We start from the raw sequence: 20,344 nt of genomic DNA, 5'->3' as shown, positions 1-20,344 counted from the left end.
AGCCGCTTGATAACTACGCAATCACCATTAAAAACACATGAAAAATGCATCATTTTTAGACTAATTGACGCTTTCGTTCAACATTTTGGACATTGCTGAGACAGTCAATATTTTGCCTTCATAAGGACTGCAAGAGGGCAGTTTGATTAATTAAATGGTGACAGAGTTAAAATAAACCGTCGTTCTAATTGCATCAAGTCAACGCTATTAACGCTAGATTAGTAGAGTGCTCTGTTGCTATACTATTCCACCAGTCGCGCCTAGGGCTTGGCATGATAAATGCATAATCATGCCATAACATGTGTAGCGTGCGTAAATGAAATCAATAACCATCATGGTTCATTGCATAAAAAGCTATGTCGCATAGGGACAAGATAATTAGATGTTTGCTTATTTGGAAGTGATTCCATTACTAACCGTTTTTTTTGCGGCAGTACTCCTGCTAGTGTTTATGACTCCTTTTGCTCGACAGCTCGGACTTGTCGACCACCCGAGTGGTCGCAAAACTCATACAGGTGTAGTTCCTTTGACCGGAGGCGTCGCGATATTCGGTGCTGTTTTTTCTGCTAGCGTCATGACAGATGCATGGTTTAAAAATGGCTCTTGGTTCTTTACAGCGTCCTTTTTTATTGTATTGCTCGGTATGCTTGACGACAAATTTGATCTGAGTGCTAAGGGGCGGTTGATTTGCCAGTTTTGTGTTGCATCGATCATGGCGTGGGCGGCTCAAAATTACATCACCTCGGTGGGGAATATACTTGGCACTGGCGCGATAGAACTCGAATTTATGGGTTATTTTTTTACACTCGTGTGCGTTGTCGGTGTTATTAATGCTTTCAATATGATCGACGGTATAGATGGATTAGCGGGCGGTATAAGTTTGATTGTGTTACTTGCTGTCGTCTTTTTATTGTTAATATCCGGAAAAGGACAAGAAATCATGGCTCCGATGATGATTGTCGCTGCCTTGGTCCCATTCTTAGCATTTAACCTCAGCCTCAAAGGATTCAAGGGCAATAAAATTTATATGGGTGATAGTGGAAGTATGTTTGTAGGACTAACCATAGTTTGGTTGATGGTAGATTTTACTCAAGGTAGTGATCCCGCAATGCGGCCTATCACAGCTGTCTGGATAATCGGTCTCCCGCTTATGGACATGGCTGGAATTATGTACCGTAGAGCGCGGAAAAAACAGTCGGTTCTTCGTCCCGACAGGCAGCATTTACATTTCATATTTATGCGAGCGGGATTGTCACCTCGTCGTGCCTTATCGATGATTCTTATGCTGGGGGTATTGTATGCCGCAGTGGGTATTTTAGGCGAACTTTATGAAGTTCCAGAATACGTCATGTTTTGGAGTTTTATCGCTTTGCTAGTGGTCTACAGTGCGATATTGCAGAATATTTGGACAATTCTACGTTATATCAGAAAACGTAAGCACGTTTAACCTGAAGTGTTTGGCAACATTGCGTGTGTTAAAATTAGCGGTATCATGTTTCGCATATATTATAGTGTCAGAGTTTATGATTAAAAGAATAGTAATGATTAGCAGCGCTTCGGTTCTATTTGCATGTTCCTCGATTCATCAACCCGTCGCTAAAGTTTCATTAGTGGATATTTCTGAGCAAGGCAATTACAGGGTTGCAGGGGATTCATTGCAAAAAGTACTTGAACAAACGCCACCACATGGTTCGAGTACGTCCTTTGGTGTATCGCGAATTTATTATTCTGCAACGGGAAGTTACTGCCGGTATGTCACAAGCGGATTGACAAAAACATTGTATTGTAAAGAACGCACGGGAAAATGGATTCAAATTCCGTCAGTGCTTTCCGGTATACAGACGATAGGTAGAGGCGATAGCGAGTGAAGAGTTTAATAGAATGCCGACTGTGGGTATGTTTAATTTTCAGTCTTCCTGTTTTTAGCGCGAATATTGTGGCTCAAACCCTCACTCAGCAGCAGTTGCAACAGGCTCAACTTGCGTCTCAATCTCAACAAGTCGATTTGTCGCAGTATATTCAGTCTGATGGAAGAAGTAGTGGTAGGTATATCACTCAGTCTAAGCCCCCGGTAACTCCCTCGCCTAGCGAGCATGATGCCCCTAAACCTTTTGGAGCAAATTTATTCAAAGGTGGTTATGTTGCTGAACGCAGTGACGGACTTAATAGTCAGTATCGAGTGGCGCCGGGAGATAAAATCGCCATACAGATGTGGGGTGCAGTCGTTCGTTCTCAAGTGGTAACAGTCGATAACCAAGGCAATATATTTGTTCCTGAAGTGGGTCCAATTTTGGTGAGCAATGTGCCCGCAGTGAATCTCAATAATGTTGTAACAAGCAATATTAAGCGAATATACCCGAATAATGTCAATGTATATGTGAACTTATTAACAGCAACGCCCGTAAGTGTGTTTGTTGCCGGACCCGTTGAACGTCCCGGTCAGTACGCAGGTTTAGCGTCAGACTCGGTATTGTTTTTTTTAACCAATGCTGGAGGTATTGATTCTAAAAGGGGTAGTTACCGCCATGTGTCAGTTTTAAGAAACGGTGAAAAAGTCATTTCCTATGACATTTATGAGTTTCTCAAGCATGGAGATTTGCCAAGCTTCTCATTTAAAGATGACGATGTGATATTGGTGGCTGAGCAGGGCCCAATGGTCACGGTAGAAGGATCTGCGCGCTATCCATTTCGATTCGAATTAACGCCAAATAACCGCTCAGGAAGCGATCTTGTTCGTTACTCGCGACCTCTGAAGAAAACCACGCATGTGGCCGTTACAGGAAACCGTGAATCTGGGCCTATATCGATTTATGTTCCGTATAAGGAATTTATTAACTTTGAAGTAGAAGATGGCGATGTTGTGCTATTCAATGATGACATTCGTCCCCAAGTCATCAGTGTTCAGTTGTCAGGAAGTTATGAAGGCCCGTCATTTTATACATTACAGAAAGGCACTCGGCTTAATGACTTACTCAGTCACATTCAGATTGACCCCGAATCAGCGAATTATAAAAATGTTTACATCAAGCGAGAAAGTGTTGTAGAGCAACAAAAGTTTCTTATCGAGCAGTCTCTGCAACGGTTAGAGAGAAGTATTTTTACGGCACCAGCATCAAGCGATGGTGAAGCCGTGATTCGAGCGCAAGAAGCCGAATTAGTGGCGCAATTTATAGAGCGAGCACGAAAAGTCGAACCATTAGGCAAAGTAGTTGTCGCAGACAATAATAACGTCGCAAATATTCGCTTAGAACAAGGTGATGAAATCATAATACCCGAACATACTGATCTAATTCAGGTTTCTGGTGAGGTACTCATGCCACAAGCATTGGTGTTTAATCAAAATGCCAGTATTGGAGACTATATCGCTTGGGCTGCGGGTTATACAGAGCGAGCGGATCCGGAACAAATAATCGTTGTACAAGCAAATGGTTTAAGCCGATTCGTGACTGCAGAAGAAAGTAGCTATTGGTTTTCGGATAGAGAGCGCTACGTTCTACAGCCGGGTGACCAGATTTTGGTACTTCCTAAAGTGGACAGTAAGTTGATGCAAAGTGTTAAAGATATTACGCAGATACTGTATCAAATTGCTATCACAGCCAATGTCGCAATTGATTAAAAAAGAAAGCGCATTTTGACCTCGGTTATCTTGCAAAAAAGAACTAAATGGCAGATATGGCAAGATGTTATATTTGCATTATTTATTCGAGAAATTCGAACTGGATTTAATGATAAGTTCGGCTTAAGTTGGGCGGTAATAAATCCCGTTGCATTCATTGTTGTGTTGTCGTCCATTCGAGGATTTATTAATGGTCCCTACACACATTCTTTACCAACGTTCACTTTTATGGCGATTGGTGTTCTGTTTATTCAAAGTTTTTTGCGGACGCTTAATTCGTGTGCATCGTCTATTAAAAAGAATAAAGCGCTGTTTGCGTTTAGGCAGGTTCAGCCTATCAGTGCAGTTATTGCTGCAGCTTTGTTTGAATTTTTAGTTAAAATATTTTCAGCTACCAGTATTCTGGTTATTATGTATTTTATTGGCTTGGAAATTCAAATTTCAGATGGACTATCGTTCATCGCAAACTTTACGTTAATGATTCTGCTTGCCTGCTCTCTCGGGTTATTTTTCGGGATTATTGAACAGTATGTGAGTGAAATTGGTAAGATACGCGAGATGGTTTCGCGCCCGATGTTTTTTATTTCAGCGTCATTTTTCTCATTACAGGATATTCCCCGAGAATTTTGGCCCTATCTTACTTGGAATCCAGTTCTTCATGCGATTGAGCTAACGCGTTATGCGTTGATGCCAAGCTATGGTAATGAAGGTGTTAGTTTTTACTATTTCTGTGCAGTCGTGCTTGGTGTTTTATTTTTGTCACTAGCGGTGTATTTTGTATATTGGAAACAGGCTATAAGCCGATGATTAGCCTGAAAAAAGTAACAAAGTACTACCCTAGTGCGTTGGGAAATCAATACATTTTCCGTGAATTAAGTTTCGAAATACCGAGAGGTCATAATATTGCCATTCTTGGCGCTAATGGTTCAGGCAAGTCCACACTATTCAGGTTGATTGCCGGTAGCGAATATCCTAGCTCGGGACATATTCGAACCGACGTAAGTCTATCTTGGCCAGTTGCGTTAGCCACTGGTATCCATCCCCAAATGACAGGAAGAGAAAATGCACGCTTCATTGCCAGAATTAACGGTGTAGAAAACCTTTTTGCTTATGAGGAGAGAATCCTGGCGTTCTCTGAACTTGGTGTTCAGTTTGATCTGCCTGTGAAATCTTACTCAAGCGGAATGCGGTCTCGGCTCGCGTTTGCCTGCTCTATTGGGATCGACTTTGATGTCTATTTAATTGATGAAGTAACCTCGGTAGGAGACGCCAAATTTCGAAGCCGAGCAAAGGAAGCACTAATGGAAATTCGTAAAGGCGCAAATATTATTATGGTTAGTCACCAGATGAATGAACTTAGACATTTTTGTGACAGTGCAATAGTGTTAGACCGAGGCCAACTCACTTTTCATAATGATCTTGAGCAAGGGATCAAACGATATCAGGCGCTTTGACGATGGTACACACACTTAATTTAAAAATTTTTAATAACAAATCAAAGCTTATCGGATATTTAAAGCGCCCATCGGTCCTTTTCGTTGCGATTCCGTTGCTTGTATTCAGTATCTATCAGTGTTTTTTCGCGTCAGATCGGTATGTCAGTCACGCTAAACTCATCGTCAAAGAGCAAGACTCTGCAATGACGCTTGATCCTTCTCTTGCCTTGTTGAGTGGTTTTGGAGTGGGGTCTACGGGTACCGATACTGAACTGGTCAAAGCGTTCATTTACTCTAATGATATGTTGCAACATATTGAGAAGACACTGGCTTTTTCTGGGCACTATTCAAGTCAAGAATACGATTTTTTTAGTCGCTTGGAAAGTGATGCTAGTCGGGAAGATTTGCTAGACTTCTATGAGCAACATGTCGAAGTTATTGTTGATGAGAAATCACAAGTAATCGAGGTATCTGTGCAGGCGTTTGAGGTAGATTATGCCTTTAAGTTATCAACAGCGATTGTTGAACGTGCGGAGTGGTATATCAATGAAATAGGCCACACACTAGCAAAAGAACAGTTACGGTTTGTTGAGCGAGAACATCAGGTAGTTGACAATAGACTACGGGAGATTAAAACTAAATTGCTTGATTTCCAGCGCCGACACAATTTACTTGATCCTCAAGCAGAGGGTATGGCATTTCAGAAAATAACATATACATTAGAGGCTGAGATAGCGCTTAAGCAAACGCAGTTGCGATTGCTACTCAGTAGCATGAGCGCCGACGCGCCACTGGTAATACAAACGCGTAGTGAACTGGATAGTCTTGAGCAACAACTCGAGAATGAACGCTCAAGACTTTCTCAGCAAGCAAATCTCGACCCCTTATTACCTGAATCAGAGCAGAGCCTAAGTGTTAGTCAATTACTAGCCAAATTTAGTGAGTATAAAATTGATATGGAGTTAGCCCTTAAAGCCTATGCGTCGTCACAAGTATCGCTTGAAAAATCTCGAATTGAAGCTTATCGGCAACTCAAATACTTAGTAACAGTTGAATCGCCAACCGTTCCAGAAGAGGCAACTCATCCTGAGAGGTTTTACAATATATCTTTGTTCTTGGTTCTAAACTTGTTGCTGTTTGGCATTGCGAGAATTCTAGTCGCTACTGTTTATGAGCTCCGACGTTAGATACTATGTCAGAGACCACATTGATGCGAGCTGTTTTGCGATTTCTTTTGTCGGGCTTTAGGAGGCTGCTGCACGTTCTTCCCGATACCTGGCGTGCAAGCTTGCGGAATCAACATCGATTGATGGCCATTTATTCGAGAGCCTTGCACACTTCTCATCTTTTTTACGGAACTCTATCTGCACGAAAATCACAGAGCCGCTATGTCCGACTGATAAAAAGTCAGTTACAACAATTAGCGGTTAAAGAGCAGGCGCTTGCGCAGAGTTTATCGGCAAACTGCTTGGTGCAGGTATGTGACCCTGAGGGACTGTTCACGTCGCTTCAAAACCTACAGTCACTGAAACGTATCAAGCAGATATTTGTGCTGTGTGGACATGACTTAAAAAATCTAAAGTGCTGGAAACATTACAGTAAAGTGTGTTTTGTGGAGTGTCACGAAGATATTCATGGTGAGCTGCCTTTAATAGTGCTTCGAAGTGGCGAACTGTTACATGAATACGCGGTTGCATGCTATCTATCTGAGCCACGCACGCAGTCGTGTGTAATTAGCTGTGATAGCGATAGTATCGATGAACAGGGGGCGCGGACAGCGCCAAGATTTTATCCGCAGTGGGACCCAGATTTGCAGTTGTCTTCAGGGTATATCAACTCAGGGTTTTGCGTATTCGGTGAGAATTTACAATATTCGCTGATCGACGCAGTATTAAATCAAAACGATACCTATAGCTTTGCAATGTGGATAGCTCATCTTTACTTTAATGAGCACAAAGTCTCTATACATCATATTCCTTTAACGCTATTCCATCGAAAAGCGATTTACGAAAATAACTGGGGAGAGTATTTGTCGCGTTCAATTGCAGCGAGACAGTGGCCTTTTAGTATTTCTTCCGCACTCAGTCGCAAGGTGGCTACAATCAATTGGCCGATACAATCAGCTCCCTTTGTTTCTATTATTATCCCTACACGTAATGGCAAAGACTTAGTAGAAACGTGTATTCAATCGATATTGAAGAAAACGACATACCAGAAGTTTGAAATATTACTTATTGATAATAAGTCAGACGACCTTGAATCCATCAGTTATTTTAACTTTCTGCAACAGTGTCATTCTAAGGTTCGCGTCATTCAGTATCCGTTTGTATTTAACTACTCCGCCATTAACAACTTTGCAGTCAAACACGCCAATGGCAGTGTGCTGGCTTTTGTTAACAACGATATTGAAGTTATATCGCCGGATTGGCTAACTCATATGGTTAGCCATGTGCGTCGCCCTACGATTGGTTGCGTGGGCGCAAAACTCTATTATCCGAATCGCCGTGTTCAACATGCGGGTGTTATCCTTGGTTATGGTGGTGGGGCTGGGCATGCGCATAAACACTTTCCAGATTATCACGAAGGATATCTTAACCGACTTATTTGTACCCATGCTTTCAGTGCTGTTACTGCCGCATGCCTGCTCATCGAAAGACATGACTTTGACCGAGTTAACGGCTTCGATGAGAAGGCGTTTCCGATTGCCTTTAATGATGTTGATCTTTGCCTCAAAATTGCTGAGCTAGGTCTACGCAATCTATTTTGTGCAGAGGCTGAATTATACCACTATGAATCTATTTCGAGAGGGGCGGAGAACACGCAGGAAAAGCGTATCCGTTTTGAGAGTGAATTGAAGCATCTCAAGCAACGATGGGCACACTATATTGAAGCTGATCCCGCATACAACCCGAATTTAACATTGCGTCAGGAAAACTTTGCAGTTAAAGAGTGATCAGAGGATTTTTTGTCATATAAGCTTCATATCAAGGTTTGTGCCAAATAATCTTTAGTATATTCACACTTCACATTTGCTATACTTTAAATATTAATTTTTGACTATCATCAATCTGTTAACTTATTTGATGGCAGTGTGAGGTACCATTTTTCATTGAGTAATTCTTTCACAATCAGCAGTTCTGCTGAGTCTTCATTCCAGTTTGAGTCTGTGGTAGCGATGGCTGTTTATTCTGGTGACCGTTTAGCTTGGATGACCCATGCGGTAGAGAGTATTCTCGCGCAAACTTATAACGACTTCTTGTATGCCATCGTTATCGATGGCGATATTGCTCCAGAAATGCGCACTTATCTTGAGCGTAAGGAGGAACAGAATAGAAATCTTATGTTATTTAAAAGTACTCAGAATATCGGACTTAGTCGATGCATGAACTACGTCATCGATTATGTAATCGCGTACTCGCCGACCACGCGATTCTTTTTTAGGATGGACGCTGACGATATCTCTGATTGTGATAGGTTACGTCAGCAGGTGGAATTTCTCAATGATAACCCTGATGTTTCTGTATTGGGCAGCTCCCTTGTCGAGATCAATGAAAAGGGCAACATTGTCGGGAAACGATTGTTACCTTTACATCATGACCAAATTTTAGAGGTTCTGCCGAGACGCTGTGCTTTGAATCATCCTACTGTGGCTGTTAGGTTCTCCGTTTTCTCTCAGGGCTTCAGATATCGCTCTGAGCTAAGAAATACTCAAGATTATTTTTTATGGATAGAGTTATGCGCTAAAGGATTTAAGTTTGCAAACCTACCCAACGCGTTACTACAATTTAGACGTGTTAATGATTTTTATAAACGAAGGGGATTGAGTAAATCCGTCCACGAATTTAAGGCACGCTTTTATGCAATGAGTGCTTTGGATGATTTGACTTTGTTTAATGTTTTGTATGCTTTCTCTGTGATTTTATTACGCGCGATGCCAGCTAAAGTAATTAAGCTAGCTTACAAGGTAGACCGTTATTTCCTTAATAGGTAAGAAATACTATGATTGGTGCTGCTGTCGTTTTGTACAAACCTGACATGAGGCAAACTGAACGCTTACTGCACTCAGCGTTCAAGCAGTTTGATGTCGTGTCGATTATCGACAATTCACCTGAGGTGACAAAAATTGACCTGGAATTCGATAATATTCACTACCATCATTTTTCTAACAATATAGGAGTTGCTGCTGCGCACAATATTGGCCTTAGAGATTTAATAACAGTGGGGTGTGAATTCGCAATGTTGCTTGATCAAGATAGTGAGATAAACGAAACGTTTGCTTTCAGACTATCTTCATTATTAGTCGCCTCTCGTCAACAGAATCGCCCACTCATCGCCGTTGGTCCCAGAATTATTTGTTCATTCTCAGAGAAAACCATCAGGCCTAGAATCCAAAGAGAAATATCCAGATATGAAGATCTAGTCTGCGTAACACAGATTATTTCGTCTGGTATGATGATAGATTTGTCGAAGATTTCTTATACTGGTTTAAAAGATGAATCACTTTTTATTGATGGTGTCGATCATGAATGGTGCTGGCGCGCGCGAGATAGAAATTTTTTGGTTGCAATAGCTGATAAGGTCGAAATGGTGCATCGCTTAGGGGATTCTCGAAGCAAGTTCGCGGGTGTAACTTATAAGGTGGGTTCACCTGTTAGGTTGTATTATCAGTTTAGAAATATTCTTCTGTTGTTGCGCAGGGGCTACGTGCCTAACTACTGGAAGGTACGCAATGTATGCGTTTTACCCATTCGATTTTTAGCAAACAGTCTGTTACAAGAAAGACGATTAGAACGGATTAAGTTTATGTTATGTGGTATCTGGGATGGCTTATTGGGCGCAACCGGTGCTTATTCGGATAATTGGAAATAATGCTCCTAAATTTCACCTAGGGATATTGGAGCTGTATAAGACAGTATTCAGTAATTTTTGAATTCTCAGCACAGTGTAAACAGATTTGATATTATCCTTTTAAGAATACACTGCCTCACGACTTCAAGTTATCTTCTATGCTCATCAGCCACAGCCATTCGTTACTTTATATACATATTCAAAAAACGGCTGGTACTAGCTTAAGTCGTTATTTAAGGGATGAAATAGCAGATTTACAAGATTTTTTGCGTCCACACGACCCATTGGTTTATGCTCAGCGTACACTGGGAGCGTCATTCTGCAAGTATACTAAGGTTGGTTTTGTGCGTAATCCATTTGATCGTCTTGTATCTTGGTACAGTATGATTTCAGCACATGGGAAAGCGCTGTCAGAGCGTGAAATAACTCAGAATCCAAATTACAATCGCATCTGGCAGTATGTGTTGACTCATTCTTCGTGTTTTGAAGAGTTTATTGTTGCATGTAGTCGAGCGACCGATCGTTCTGGTTGGAAGCCCTTTTTATTCAATCAAACAGACTACTTTAAGACGTCAGATGGCATCATTGACGCAGACTTTATTGGTCGCTTCGAGCACCTAGATAAAGATTTTGGTCGTTTGTGTGGTTTGTTAGGTATTTCTCATCGTCGATTACCGCATGTGAATAAGTCGAACCATTTGGATTATCGCAGCTACTATAGCGATAAATCGCGGGCTATTGTGGAGCAACGTTTTGCGGAAGATTTAGACTACTTTGGCTATACATTTTAATCGGCGAGCTATCGCCAGCGAAGAGCACTATATGGGGACGTGAAAAAGTGGCGAATCAGTTGTGTATTGTCTTTGTCTGTCAGGCTGGAGAGTTGGAACTAAAAGGGCTTTTGCTGGCAGCCTCGATTCGCCGATATTCAAGGCTCAAAAATATAGATTTGGTTGCAGCGGTGCCCGATCCTGTGACCTGGGGCCATTTAGCTGACGAGACTAGCGAAATGCTAAATAGCCTGTCCGTTAGACAGGTTACTATTGACTGTCCATTTGGCCGTGACTACCCGATAGGCAATAAGATTTCAGCGATTGGCGTCGAGACGCAAGCCCCTGTTACCGTATTTATGGACAGTGACATTCTATGTTTAGGACCACTCAGCGAATTCGATTTGCTCACGTCGAATCTCAAAGCTAAGCCGGCCGACCTTAACACCTACACTGGTGGATATAACCAGTGGCAGCAAGCATATCGATTAATCAATGCAGATGTACCGTCATTAAGGGTGTTGTCGACTGTTTCAAACGAAGTCATGGTCCCTTACTTTAACGCTGGGCTTATCGCGGTTAGGAATGGTAAATCCTTTGCACGGGCTTGGTTGGCCGCCGCTATACAGATTGACCAGTGTGACATTATTCAGTATAAACGTCCGTGGTTAGATCAGATTGCGTTGCCAGTAGCTGCGACATCACTTGGGTATTCATTCGAAATACTCACCGAGGAGTTTAACTTTCCAGCCCATCTGAAACGGCTCAATCAGAATTATTTGCCTACGTTGTGTCATTACCATTCGCCTGACATCATTTCTCAAGAACCGGTTTTGAGCAGACTTGTAGCTAACTTATGTGAAATGCACCCGTTTCTCCTCACGTTGATACAAAAATATCAATTCTGGAAGTCAGTAATAAAACGTTCAGAGGTAGAAAAACCTGTTAGAAAAAGCTTTTTATCTCGGATACAACTTCCGTTCTCAGGCTTCCATGCTGATAAAAAAACATCTCCCCGAGATTTTTTGATAACAGGTCTACCACGTTCTGGCACGAGTCTGTTGTGTAACTTATTGCATAAGGCGCCAGATGTTGTGGTCGTCAATGAGCCAACGGAAGTGTTTTCAGCACTAGAGAAAGACCCTACATGTTTACCACTTGATCGACTATACCGATCCTTAAGAACCGACATTGTAATCGGCAATGGTATTAAAAACAAAGTCAGCGCGTCTGGAAATGTGATTGAAGACACTCGCATTAACGATGGTCGTCGCCACTATCAACCGCACTTTCAAAGTACTGACTTTCGACTAGGGACAAAAAACCCGTTGGCCTATTTATCACGCTTGCGCGTGTTGTGTGATGCACTGCCTGAGATGCCTATAATCGTAATGGTTCGGCATCCACTGGACGTTATTGCATCTTGGAAAGCCAGCTTTAGTCATCTTAACAATGTTGATTTCAATATCATTCCCTTTGCTGATGAAACTGATCCGTTGCTTGATCCGGTGCAAATAAGATTACTCCATGCTATTCGACACGAGCCATATTTACCCGTAAAGCGAGTTTTATACTTCAATTACTTGGCTGAGATGATACGGCGCGATAAAGAGCGGGTGCTCGTAGTGCGCTATGAAGACCTGGTAGGGCGTCCTAAATCGACCATGCTAAGCGTGACACAGCATATTGGTATCCCGCGTTTATCCTGGAGTATACTTAGTACGGTGCGCTCCAGCCATTCTAAAAAGATATTAGATGGTCAAGATGAGGCAGCTGTAACTACCTTATGTGGCGACTTTATGAATGATTGGGGGTATGAAGTTTGAATGATTAACTTAGGGACACAACACAATTGAATGCTCTATTGTGGCCCTTGGTTAAAATTACGCTTAGTTTCGCGCTTGTTAATTAGTGCTCGCTGTATCGGGTGAATCAATACTGAAGCCGTCGAAGGTATTTAACTTTCGGTATTCTGCCATCTTAAATAATTGGTCAACCTCATAAACAAACTCGTCCTGATCGTATTGATGTGTTTTTTGTATATAAAGCCAATAAGTTTCACCTTTAGTATCGCTTTCCAATGCCACCGGCCAGAAGTCAAGGAGATGAGCCGTTTGCGCAAAATCTTCTAATGAAGACATCACATTACTGGTAAAACGAAACTCCCATTTATAAGGCTGTGACGTATCCAATCCGCTTGCTTGAATTTTTTCAAATTGCTTAACTAATTCTTCCTTACTGATAGCACCATTTAGCTTCACTGATTGATCGGTATAGTCAGTGTTCAGTGGTTCAACCGACGGCTGTTCTTCCGCATAGGTTGCTATTGATACAGCCAAAAATAAAAGAACTAAAATACGCATGACGAATGTCTCCGTTGTAACAGTGTTATAAGGGTTGAGAACCTAAAATTTTCCGGTTTATTGATGCAACGTCAATTCTTTTTTAAAAGCTTCAGTAACAGCATTGGCGTCATCTGCATTACTTATGACGTACGGAGCGATAAGAATCATCAACTCGGTACGCTCAGTTTGGGTTGACGTTGAAGAAAAGAGTTTGCCAATAAGTGGTAAATCGCCAATAAAGGGGACTTTCGAATCATTGATATCTTCCTTGGTCTGAATCATCCCGCCAACCAGTACCGAACCACCATCGTGAATACTTAGCGAAGTCGTTACACGCCGAGTGAAAATAGTAGGTGAACTTATCGAACTGTTTGGATCAGCAACGGAGGAACTCAGCTCCTGACTCAGTGATAAGTCGACTTCGCCACCGGCATACACGACAGGCTTCACAGATAGGCTATTACCAGTGCTTCGGTATTGCACCTCTTGCGTGATTGCACCGCCCTCTTCGCTCGCACGGGTAGAGGACAAAATGGGTACTTCGTTACCTACCGTGATTGTGGCTTCTTGGCCGCTTCTAACTAATATTCTTGGCGTTTGAAGCACATTAACTTTACTGTCAGTGGCCAACATTTCCAACACAGCTCTTGTATAGCCAGAGGAGCTGATAGGAAAAAAGCTTAGCGCCCCATCAGAAATCGCAATCGATTCTGGCGTTGCGCCATTGAACAAATTTGAGCCTAAGTTGTTAATTGCCCAATCAACACCGAATCGAAAGCTATCTGTTAACGTGACTTCTGCAACAATGACTTCAATCAATACTTGTAGCGGCTTTCGGTCTAGCTTTTCAATAGCAGGTAAAACGGTAACCCAGTCGGTATTTGAACCGTAAAACAACAAGGCGTTTCTGCCAAGGTCAACAACAAGCTCTCCGCGTTGTTGTCCACTATCTGCATTAGAATTAGAATTGGAATTCGAACTAGAGCCCGTACGTGAACTACTGGATTCAGACTGCCGTCTACCTATTAAGTTATTGATGGCATCTGCTACGTCCTGTGCGGCAGTATTTTTTACTTCATAGTAAAATACGCTATCGCCTTTAGTTTGCTTCAACGGTACATCTAAATCGACTACCCAATCTTCGACGTAACCAAGCACTGCTTTGTCATTAGCAAACACAATAATACTATTGGTTTCTTCAATGGTGAACAAACTAACCGCGCCAGGTTTGCCTTGGTTTGCAAAATAGCCTTGTGCCTGAAGAATCTCAGTGAGTCGCTTCGATAGTGTATCGGCGCCAAGATATCTGGGTTCGATACGCATGCTATGGCGACCTCGCATAAGAGGCTGGTCAACCAGCTTCACTACCTCGGCCGCTTGCTTAACAACTTCTAGTGATCCTCTCAACCACACTGCATTACGTTCTGGATCAGAACTGAATTTCGCATCTTGGCCTTCGAAAGCTTGCGCCAACCAACCAACAGCTCGCTGAGACTGCACAACGTTAAGGTCCATCAAGTAAAAAACCGGGCGATGAGTGGTGGGAACACTCGGTAGTGCCTCACCACTAATCAAAATTGGCGGTTCGGTACTCGCTCCCGACGGAGAAAATTCAACCTTGATGAGTCCATCATCATTTCGAAGCGCTACTCCGTAGGCCTGCAAAACATTTTGTACGGTGCGATAGAGATCTTTCGGTGGTACTGGTGTTTCTATATTGAGTGTAACTAAATCTTTTTTTCCTTCCAGTCGTGGATCTAAATAATAGCTCAGTCCTAACTGATTACTGAGGACTTCATTGATAAATTGAGGCAATGGCAAACCCGCAATATTGACAGCGATAGATGCTCCGTCTAAATTCATAGGATCACTGAAGGTTAATGCTGACGTTGTGTTTTTGCCGCGGGGAGGTTGCGGAAGATTCCGTTTAATCCGACGGTCCTGATCATTTCTTCTATTCTCTGAAGAGATGGTCTCATTCGATTGCGTTTCTACGTTTGTTTTGGCTGGGGTATCTAATGACCTAGCTGAAAAGTCGTATTCTCGTGTCGTAGAGCATCCCGCTATGGAGCCGGCGATAATTAACAAAACTAATTTCTGTATCAACTGAATATTCATCTTCTCACACTGTAATTTAATTGGTATTGCCTTTGATTGACGTTGTACTGTTGGTAAATGGCTTTTATGCGCTATTCGTAAAGACGCTTGATGTGTTTAACCCCATTGGTTTCATATTCAACATGATTCTTAGCTATGCGGATCAGTGTAGAGCCGCTCGGTAGTCGCGCTCCTTCGCGAAAACGGACAAACCGCTCCCTACTTATATTCGTTGCTTCGGCATCTACGTCTATAATCGCGATACGAGATTCGCCCTCTTCAATGATACCTCTCAGCGCCCATTCGTCATCACTCGTCGCTTCGCCCTTAGGAGTATCACTAACTCCCCACAACTGAGCAACGTCAAGTGCCGCGATTTGTGCTTCTGTGGCTGTTTGGTACTGATAGTCTGCGGTTCGCCACCCCAGATCTCGCTTTTCCCAGCTGATGGGTTCTAAAGAGGGTCTTTGTGCCATAGTGGCAACCAAAGCGACCAGCACGGAAGCGCCTATTATGAGAAGAACCCACTTAGAACGTATGAGCGTTTTAATTAACATAAATGTTGTCAGCTCTCGACCTTAAAATATGCTGCAATCACCAATCTCTGTGAGGCTCTACCACGCTGGCTGATATTCATTCGTTCTATGACAACTTTTTCTTCGTTTGTTTCAATATCGTATACAAAAGCAATATTGTTTATCGCATCGAACGCGACATCTATTTGCCCTGACACACGATATATATTAGGTTGGGCCTCTACAAGAAAAGGTTCTTCTAGTCTGATTTGAACATTGTCGAGCGCATTATTTTCGGCCCAAGAAGTTAATGCTTGAAATAGTGTTGCTTTAGCTATTCCCTTTGATGGTGCTTTCCAGAGGGCACTATCAACCCGATCGCTAAGCTTATCAAGCTCTTCGGCGCGCTGAAACCATTGTTTTTCGCTAGCGGTGCGTAAAATTCGAGCTTCTTTCTCAAGCTCTTGCGCCACTTTGTCTCTCATGCTTTGGTTATAGTCACTAATGACAAGTATAGGATAGCAAACGACAATAAATAAAATAACCCATAAGCTGACTCTCAAGCGTTTATTGGATTTAATTTGTTTAACGACTTCTTGCGATTGTCGACGTATTTGCGGCTTCAACTTTTTCATCAAATTACTCAGGAGAAGTTAATGTGAGTACAAAACGATTTTGTGACGGTTCTCTCAAAGATGAAACCGACGCACTTTCAATCCACTTTAGCGTTTCAAAATCTCTCACGACATCTAACGTATTTACGTTTCCTTGTGTAATAACCTCTAGGGTTGCGCCTTTGAAATCCCAGCCGTTCAACGTCAGGTTAAATGGCATCAATACAGCTGAAACATCAACCATCATTGCAGTTTGCGATGGATAATCAATGAGTAACAACAAAGAATTTGTTTGATTATTCAATAACTCGGCCGTGCTGCGGGCGTCAAGCACGCTTTCAACGCCTTCGGTCAACTTAGCAGTTCTTTTTTCGACAATATCAAGCGAACGGGTAGCTGCGATGGATGCTGAAAATATCCATATATACGCCGTTAGTATGCCAAAGCCGATTATCAGGAGTAAATTGTGTTCCCAAGGCAACTTTTGAACGATTGACCATGTCTTGTTTTTTGCTCCCCACGGTGTTGGCAAAAGGTCAAGCTGCTCTGCCTCATTAGGTGTCTGGCAAATCTGCTGAAGACGTGACCATTCCATTTTAAGGCTGGAAGGTAACGCTAGCGAACGCAGGAAAAGGTCAAACCGCGCTGCAGAAGGACGCTTTAGAAACCATTTTTCGACAACTAAAATACCAGCTACCCATAATTGAAAAATATTGCCAGAGTCAACCGACGCAAGCCATCTGGCTCTTGTCTCACTAAACTTAGCGTAGTAAACCGATTCAGGTAGTACTGAAATTGGTTGTACACCCACTTCTTCAATGTTTTTGTTAGCCTTATCTTGGTCCCACGCCCATACACTCACGCAATGTTCAGTCCAAACGGCGTGAAAACCCACAGTAGCGAATGGCGCCCAACGCTTGATTTTTAGATGCAGCGCGCTCTCACCATTTTTATTTGGTAGTTCGGAACGTTCAAATGTGCGGTAGAGACACTGACTTCTGCCGATAATCCATTGCGCACGGGTGGTCAATTTTTCAGGCAGCAAAATATCCTGCGTTGCTTGCACATACTGGCTAGCGGAGAAGGCGTGTTTGAGGTTGGCGGGGTTCAACAAGGGCATCAGATTCCGTAACAGGCACGATAAGGTCTCTACTGACTATCCATGGTGAATCGCCAGCTCTTATAACGACTGGAAAGTATACATCAATCTCTCGCTTAAGTCTCGCCTCGGGATACCAAAAAGAAAAGCGCAAGTGGTTAGATGGGTTGACAGTAATGTCGTTAAATTTCGGGTACAGATTCAGCCCGGTTCGATCTACCAGATCTTTAAAAGTTCTATACTTTTGTTGTCGCCCTTCGCTAACTAACAATTCAGCATCAGCACCGGACAAACCCAGTGCAATTTCAGCGACAATCGGTGGCATTGCATTAACGTTATACCGAGCGGTAGAAGCCGCCACAAGAGCAGACTGTATTTGCGGGTTGTCCCACAGATTTTCGATGCTATTCCACCCCAGTACGTTGCGAAGCTCGTATCGCGATAAAAGCGGTGAATTGGGGGGAGGGGGCAGTCCTCTTTGTTGATATTGAAAAGCTTCTGCTCCATTGGGCCTAAGCACGTCGTCTTTATCAATGTAGTCTTGCACGGCACTTGCTAGGGCTTGAACCTTCGCATGATCGATGCCAAGGTAATCGAGTAACATCTCTGTATGTATCGGTGATCTAGAATTCAATGGAACTAATCCGGACACGTCAACGACTGAAAAAAGTGACCCTCCGATTCCGATGTAAGCCATACCATCAACGCTGATTTCCGTTCCTTCAATGGAGACTAGCTTTGATCCCATATCGTCGACATCGGCTCCTACAAAGAAGTCGTCCAATGTGACATCCGTGAACTCGCTTGGCCCAACGGTACCTGCGGGAGTCTTTATGCCGGCAGGGGTGCCGCTCTGAGTGGCAGCCAAGTAAAGCAGCACTGATTTTGTCGATGTCGCGTGCATTTGCATAGTCGCGCGGTGATTTTGCAGAATAGCTTTATCTAAACTACTTTCCACCCACATCGCAAAAGCGCCTACCATGAGTACCAGCGCTGCCATTACCCATATAGAAGCGACTAAAATAAAACCACGCTGATGGAATTGTCTGTGCTTCATAGCGCAAAATCTACTTCGGGAGGAGTATTGCTGCTGATAGAAACATACCAGAATAAAGCATATTCTTCGTTAGTATCGATTATCACGACTCCTTTGGGCAAGGCACTTGCTGACCTATTTTGAAAAACATCAGATGCGGACACGTTTAGCTCGTCAGGTGGCCACGATTTGCTTACTTCTCCATCCGCATCTATGTAGCGAAATTCAGGTTTTTCACTTGTCCATGACATGACCTCAACGGGCTCATATTGTGCCTCTTGGTAAGTTAAGATCGAACGTTTTTGCTCATTATTAATGCGCCACGTAATGTTAGTCGGCATTCCTATTTGACCATTTAAGGGCTGTAATGCTAACCCTGAAAAGACATCGGATTCGCCAGTGAATGAATCATTGTCTGCGTCTCTGCCCCGGTGGTATGACCGAACGACCAACCTGAACCACTGCTCCCTTAATTCGATATTCTGAATTAAGACTAACTGCTGACGGATCCGTTCTTGCAGGCTAACAACAAAACTAAACCCTTGCATGAGCAATACTGTGATCAAGCTTACCAGAACCAATACAACCATCATTTCCAGAAGCGTGAATCCATCGTTTTTTTTGTTTCGACGTACGCCAATTTGGTTAGAATACGTCATCAGATAACGCCCTATAACCTACTTGAATAAACTCAAACCTAACACGCTCGCCGGACATATCTTCGACATTTACTGAAACGCGATATAACCCAACTTCGAAAGGTGTTTTGTCGCCGCGAAGATTGATGCCTTCCTGAATAGGTTCAATCAAATTTGCTGTCCAGCTAATGTCAATACCGCCCAGTGATCGATTCCCGTCGGGTTGTGTCATAACGTTTACGTCGGAAATGAACTCGCTAACATTTCTTTTTATTTGGTTGGTATATGCGTTTTCTTCTAGCTTGCCTACTGAAAGTAACAGGTTACTGATCCACGAAAAAGATGCCATACTAAGCATCGTGACAAGAAGCAGGGCGACAATCGCTTCAAGTAAGGAAAAGCCGCTGTAGCAAGATATTCGGCTTGGGCGCATGTCAATCATACAAAATGCGTGGGCGGCACATTGGAGGCTCAAGCTGCACTCGTAGTTGCCGTTCATTTTTGACAAACAACGCTCCTCCTCCGGAACAATAGCCGAAAGCATTGTAAATAATATTAGAAGTTTCGTCGCTCTCCAATCGCCATCCATCTGGCAATGTTATAACGTCCGTTGAGTCGGCTTTTTCGATATCTAGTAACTTGAAGGCTTGCCCGCGCTGATAGACCATAAATGGTAAGCTTCCGAGTTGATATAAGACATCGTCTCTTTCTATCGAAAAACTGACCGATTCGTACATTTGGATTAGCCTTGGCGTGGTCAGACCCATCAATAGGCCCATCAACAATAAAACAATCAGCAATTCGAGGAGTGTGTAACCACGGTTAGCGACAGATTTGGTCAATGTTTGGGCCGTCATCAATCCTCCTTATCGGACTGCGATGTAGCCAATGTCTGCGTCATAATCTTCACCACCGCGTTTCCCATCAGCGCCAAAAGAATACAATTCAAAGGGACGATTTTGAGTTTTTTGGGTAGAGTATTGATAAGGTCTATCCCATGGGTCTAGCGGTAACTCGTCCTCCAAGTATGGCCCGTCCCAGTTGGGGTTTTCTGGCGTACTATTATTTAGCAATAAGGCAAGTCCCTCTTCATTAGTGGGAAATCGATTAATATCTAAACGCATGGTTTGTAGCGCCCCCTTGAGCATGGTGACTTGGGCCTCAGCGGTTTGCACTTTGGCTTTATCAGCCTGCTTAAACACCCGAGGTCCCACCAAACCCATTAGCAAGCCAATGATGACTAAGACAACAATCATTTCTAACAATGTGAAACCGGTACTGGCTCTTTTCATTACACCCCCCCTTAGTTTAATTAGCAAAGTTAACTATT

Annotated in this window: 20 protein-coding genes; 10 read left to right on the top strand and 10 right to left on the bottom strand. The window is 42.9% G+C overall.

The genetic code is table 11. The features are described from left to right. Window positions 1-382 precede the first annotated feature (382 nt). From wecA to KIU71_RS17985, 10 genes are all read left to right on the top strand, one after another. A complete protein-coding gene (gene wecA / locus KIU71_RS01445; protein ID WP_214129361.1) occupies window positions 383-1,447 on the top strand; it encodes a UDP-N-acetylglucosamine--undecaprenyl-phosphate N-acetylglucosaminephosphotransferase in 1,065 nt (354 codons plus the stop codon). Between the two features lie 417 nt (window positions 1,448-1,864). Continuing rightward, window positions 1,865-3,616 carry a polysaccharide biosynthesis/export family protein gene (locus tag KIU71_RS01440; protein WP_214129359.1) on the top strand — a complete coding sequence of 584 codons (1,752 nt, stop codon included), beginning with the start codon at window positions 1,865-1,867 and terminating at the stop codon, window positions 3,614-3,616. Between the two features lie 15 nt (window positions 3,617-3,631). After that, complete coding sequence (locus KIU71_RS01435) at window positions 3,632-4,423, top strand: ABC transporter permease (RefSeq protein WP_214129358.1); 792 nt, start codon at window positions 3,632-3,634, stop codon at window positions 4,421-4,423. Then, window positions 4,420-5,070, top strand: coding sequence for an ABC transporter ATP-binding protein (locus KIU71_RS01430; RefSeq protein ID WP_214129357.1), 651 nt, complete (start codon window positions 4,420-4,422; stop codon window positions 5,068-5,070). Before KIU71_RS01435 ends, KIU71_RS01430 begins: the two co-directional genes overlap by 4 nt. Before the next feature lie 95 nt (window positions 5,071-5,165). Beyond that, window positions 5,166-6,239 (top strand): lipopolysaccharide biosynthesis protein, encoded by a 1,074-nt coding sequence (locus tag KIU71_RS01425; RefSeq protein ID WP_250207177.1) that lies wholly within the window; start codon window positions 5,166-5,168, stop codon window positions 6,237-6,239. Between the two features lie 122 nt (window positions 6,240-6,361). Next, entirely contained in the window at window positions 6,362-8,005 is a 1,644-nt protein-coding gene (locus tag KIU71_RS01420; protein ID WP_214129355.1) for a glycosyltransferase family 2 protein, read from the top strand. 156 nt (window positions 8,006-8,161) lie between these two features. Continuing rightward, window positions 8,162-9,043, top strand: a complete 882-nt coding sequence (locus tag KIU71_RS01415) for a glycosyltransferase (RefSeq protein ID WP_315853220.1) — start codon at window positions 8,162-8,164, stop codon at window positions 9,041-9,043. An 8-nt stretch (window positions 9,044-9,051) separates the two neighbouring features. After that, a complete protein-coding gene (locus tag KIU71_RS01410) occupies window positions 9,052-9,921 on the top strand; it encodes a glycosyltransferase family 2 protein (protein WP_214129354.1) in 870 nt (289 codons plus the stop codon). Between the two features lie 137 nt (window positions 9,922-10,058). Further along, the gene (locus KIU71_RS01405; protein WP_214129352.1) at window positions 10,059-10,691 is read left to right on the top strand and encodes a sulfotransferase family 2 domain-containing protein; all 633 of its coding nucleotides are present in this window, start codon (window positions 10,059-10,061) and stop codon (window positions 10,689-10,691) included. A 47-nt stretch (window positions 10,692-10,738) separates the two neighbouring features. Continuing rightward, on the top strand, window positions 10,739-12,496 hold the full coding sequence (locus tag KIU71_RS17985) for a sulfotransferase family protein (RefSeq protein ID WP_214129351.1): 1,758 nt from the start codon (window positions 10,739-10,741) through the stop codon (window positions 12,494-12,496). Between the two features lie 78 nt (window positions 12,497-12,574). On the opposite strand, the gene KIU71_RS01395 is transcribed toward KIU71_RS17985, so the two are convergent. From KIU71_RS01395 to gspG, 10 genes are all read right to left on the bottom strand, one after another. Further along, on the bottom strand, window positions 12,575-13,033 hold the full coding sequence (locus tag KIU71_RS01395) for a ribonuclease E inhibitor RraB (protein WP_214129350.1): 459 nt from the start codon (window positions 13,031-13,033) through the stop codon (window positions 12,575-12,577). A 57-nt stretch (window positions 13,034-13,090) separates the two neighbouring features. Beyond that, complete coding sequence (locus KIU71_RS01390) at window positions 13,091-14,878, bottom strand: secretin N-terminal domain-containing protein (RefSeq protein WP_214129349.1); 1,788 nt, start codon at window positions 14,876-14,878, stop codon at window positions 13,091-13,093. Between the two features lie 326 nt (window positions 14,879-15,204). Next, window positions 15,205-15,588 carry a hypothetical protein gene (locus tag KIU71_RS01385; protein ID WP_214129348.1) on the bottom strand — a complete coding sequence of 128 codons (384 nt, stop codon included), beginning with the start codon at window positions 15,586-15,588 and terminating at the stop codon, window positions 15,205-15,207. Window positions 15,589-15,677: 89 nt separating this feature from the next. Next, a complete protein-coding gene (locus KIU71_RS01380) occupies window positions 15,678-16,262 on the bottom strand; it encodes a hypothetical protein (protein WP_214129347.1) in 585 nt (194 codons plus the stop codon). Between the two features lie 4 nt (window positions 16,263-16,266). Continuing rightward, window positions 16,267-17,355: a hypothetical protein gene (locus KIU71_RS01375; protein WP_214129346.1), complete on the bottom strand. Its 1,089-nt coding sequence runs from the start codon at window positions 17,353-17,355 to the stop codon at window positions 16,267-16,269. Further along, the gene (locus KIU71_RS01370) at window positions 17,315-18,397 is read right to left on the bottom strand and encodes a type II secretion system protein GspK (protein WP_214129344.1); all 1,083 of its coding nucleotides are present in this window, start codon (window positions 18,395-18,397) and stop codon (window positions 17,315-17,317) included. Before KIU71_RS01370 ends, KIU71_RS01375 begins: the two co-directional genes overlap by 41 nt. Continuing rightward, window positions 18,394-19,035, bottom strand: a complete 642-nt coding sequence (locus KIU71_RS01365; RefSeq protein ID WP_214129343.1) for a PulJ/GspJ family protein — start codon at window positions 19,033-19,035, stop codon at window positions 18,394-18,396. Before KIU71_RS01365 ends, KIU71_RS01370 begins: the two co-directional genes overlap by 4 nt. Next, the gene (locus KIU71_RS01360; RefSeq protein WP_214129342.1) at window positions 19,022-19,456 is read right to left on the bottom strand and encodes a type II secretion system protein; all 435 of its coding nucleotides are present in this window, start codon (window positions 19,454-19,456) and stop codon (window positions 19,022-19,024) included. The genes KIU71_RS01365 and KIU71_RS01360 overlap by 14 nt, the downstream gene beginning before the upstream one ends. Continuing rightward, window positions 19,449-19,871, bottom strand: coding sequence for a prepilin-type N-terminal cleavage/methylation domain-containing protein (locus tag KIU71_RS01355; RefSeq protein ID WP_214129341.1), 423 nt, complete (start codon window positions 19,869-19,871; stop codon window positions 19,449-19,451). Before KIU71_RS01355 ends, KIU71_RS01360 begins: the two co-directional genes overlap by 8 nt. A gap of 9 nt (window positions 19,872-19,880) precedes the next feature. Next, window positions 19,881-20,306, bottom strand: a complete 426-nt coding sequence (gene gspG / locus KIU71_RS01350) for a type II secretion system major pseudopilin GspG (RefSeq protein WP_214129340.1) — start codon at window positions 20,304-20,306, stop codon at window positions 19,881-19,883. Window positions 20,307-20,344: the final 38 nt, after the last annotated feature.

The sequence above is a fragment of the Alteromonas oceanisediminis genome, assembly GCF_018474025.1.
GTDB lineage: Bacteria > Pseudomonadota > Gammaproteobacteria > Enterobacterales > Alteromonadaceae > Alteromonas_E > Alteromonas_E oceanisediminis.
Note: the sequence above shows the minus strand (reverse complement) of the source record. Positions and strands in the feature narration are given on the sequence as shown.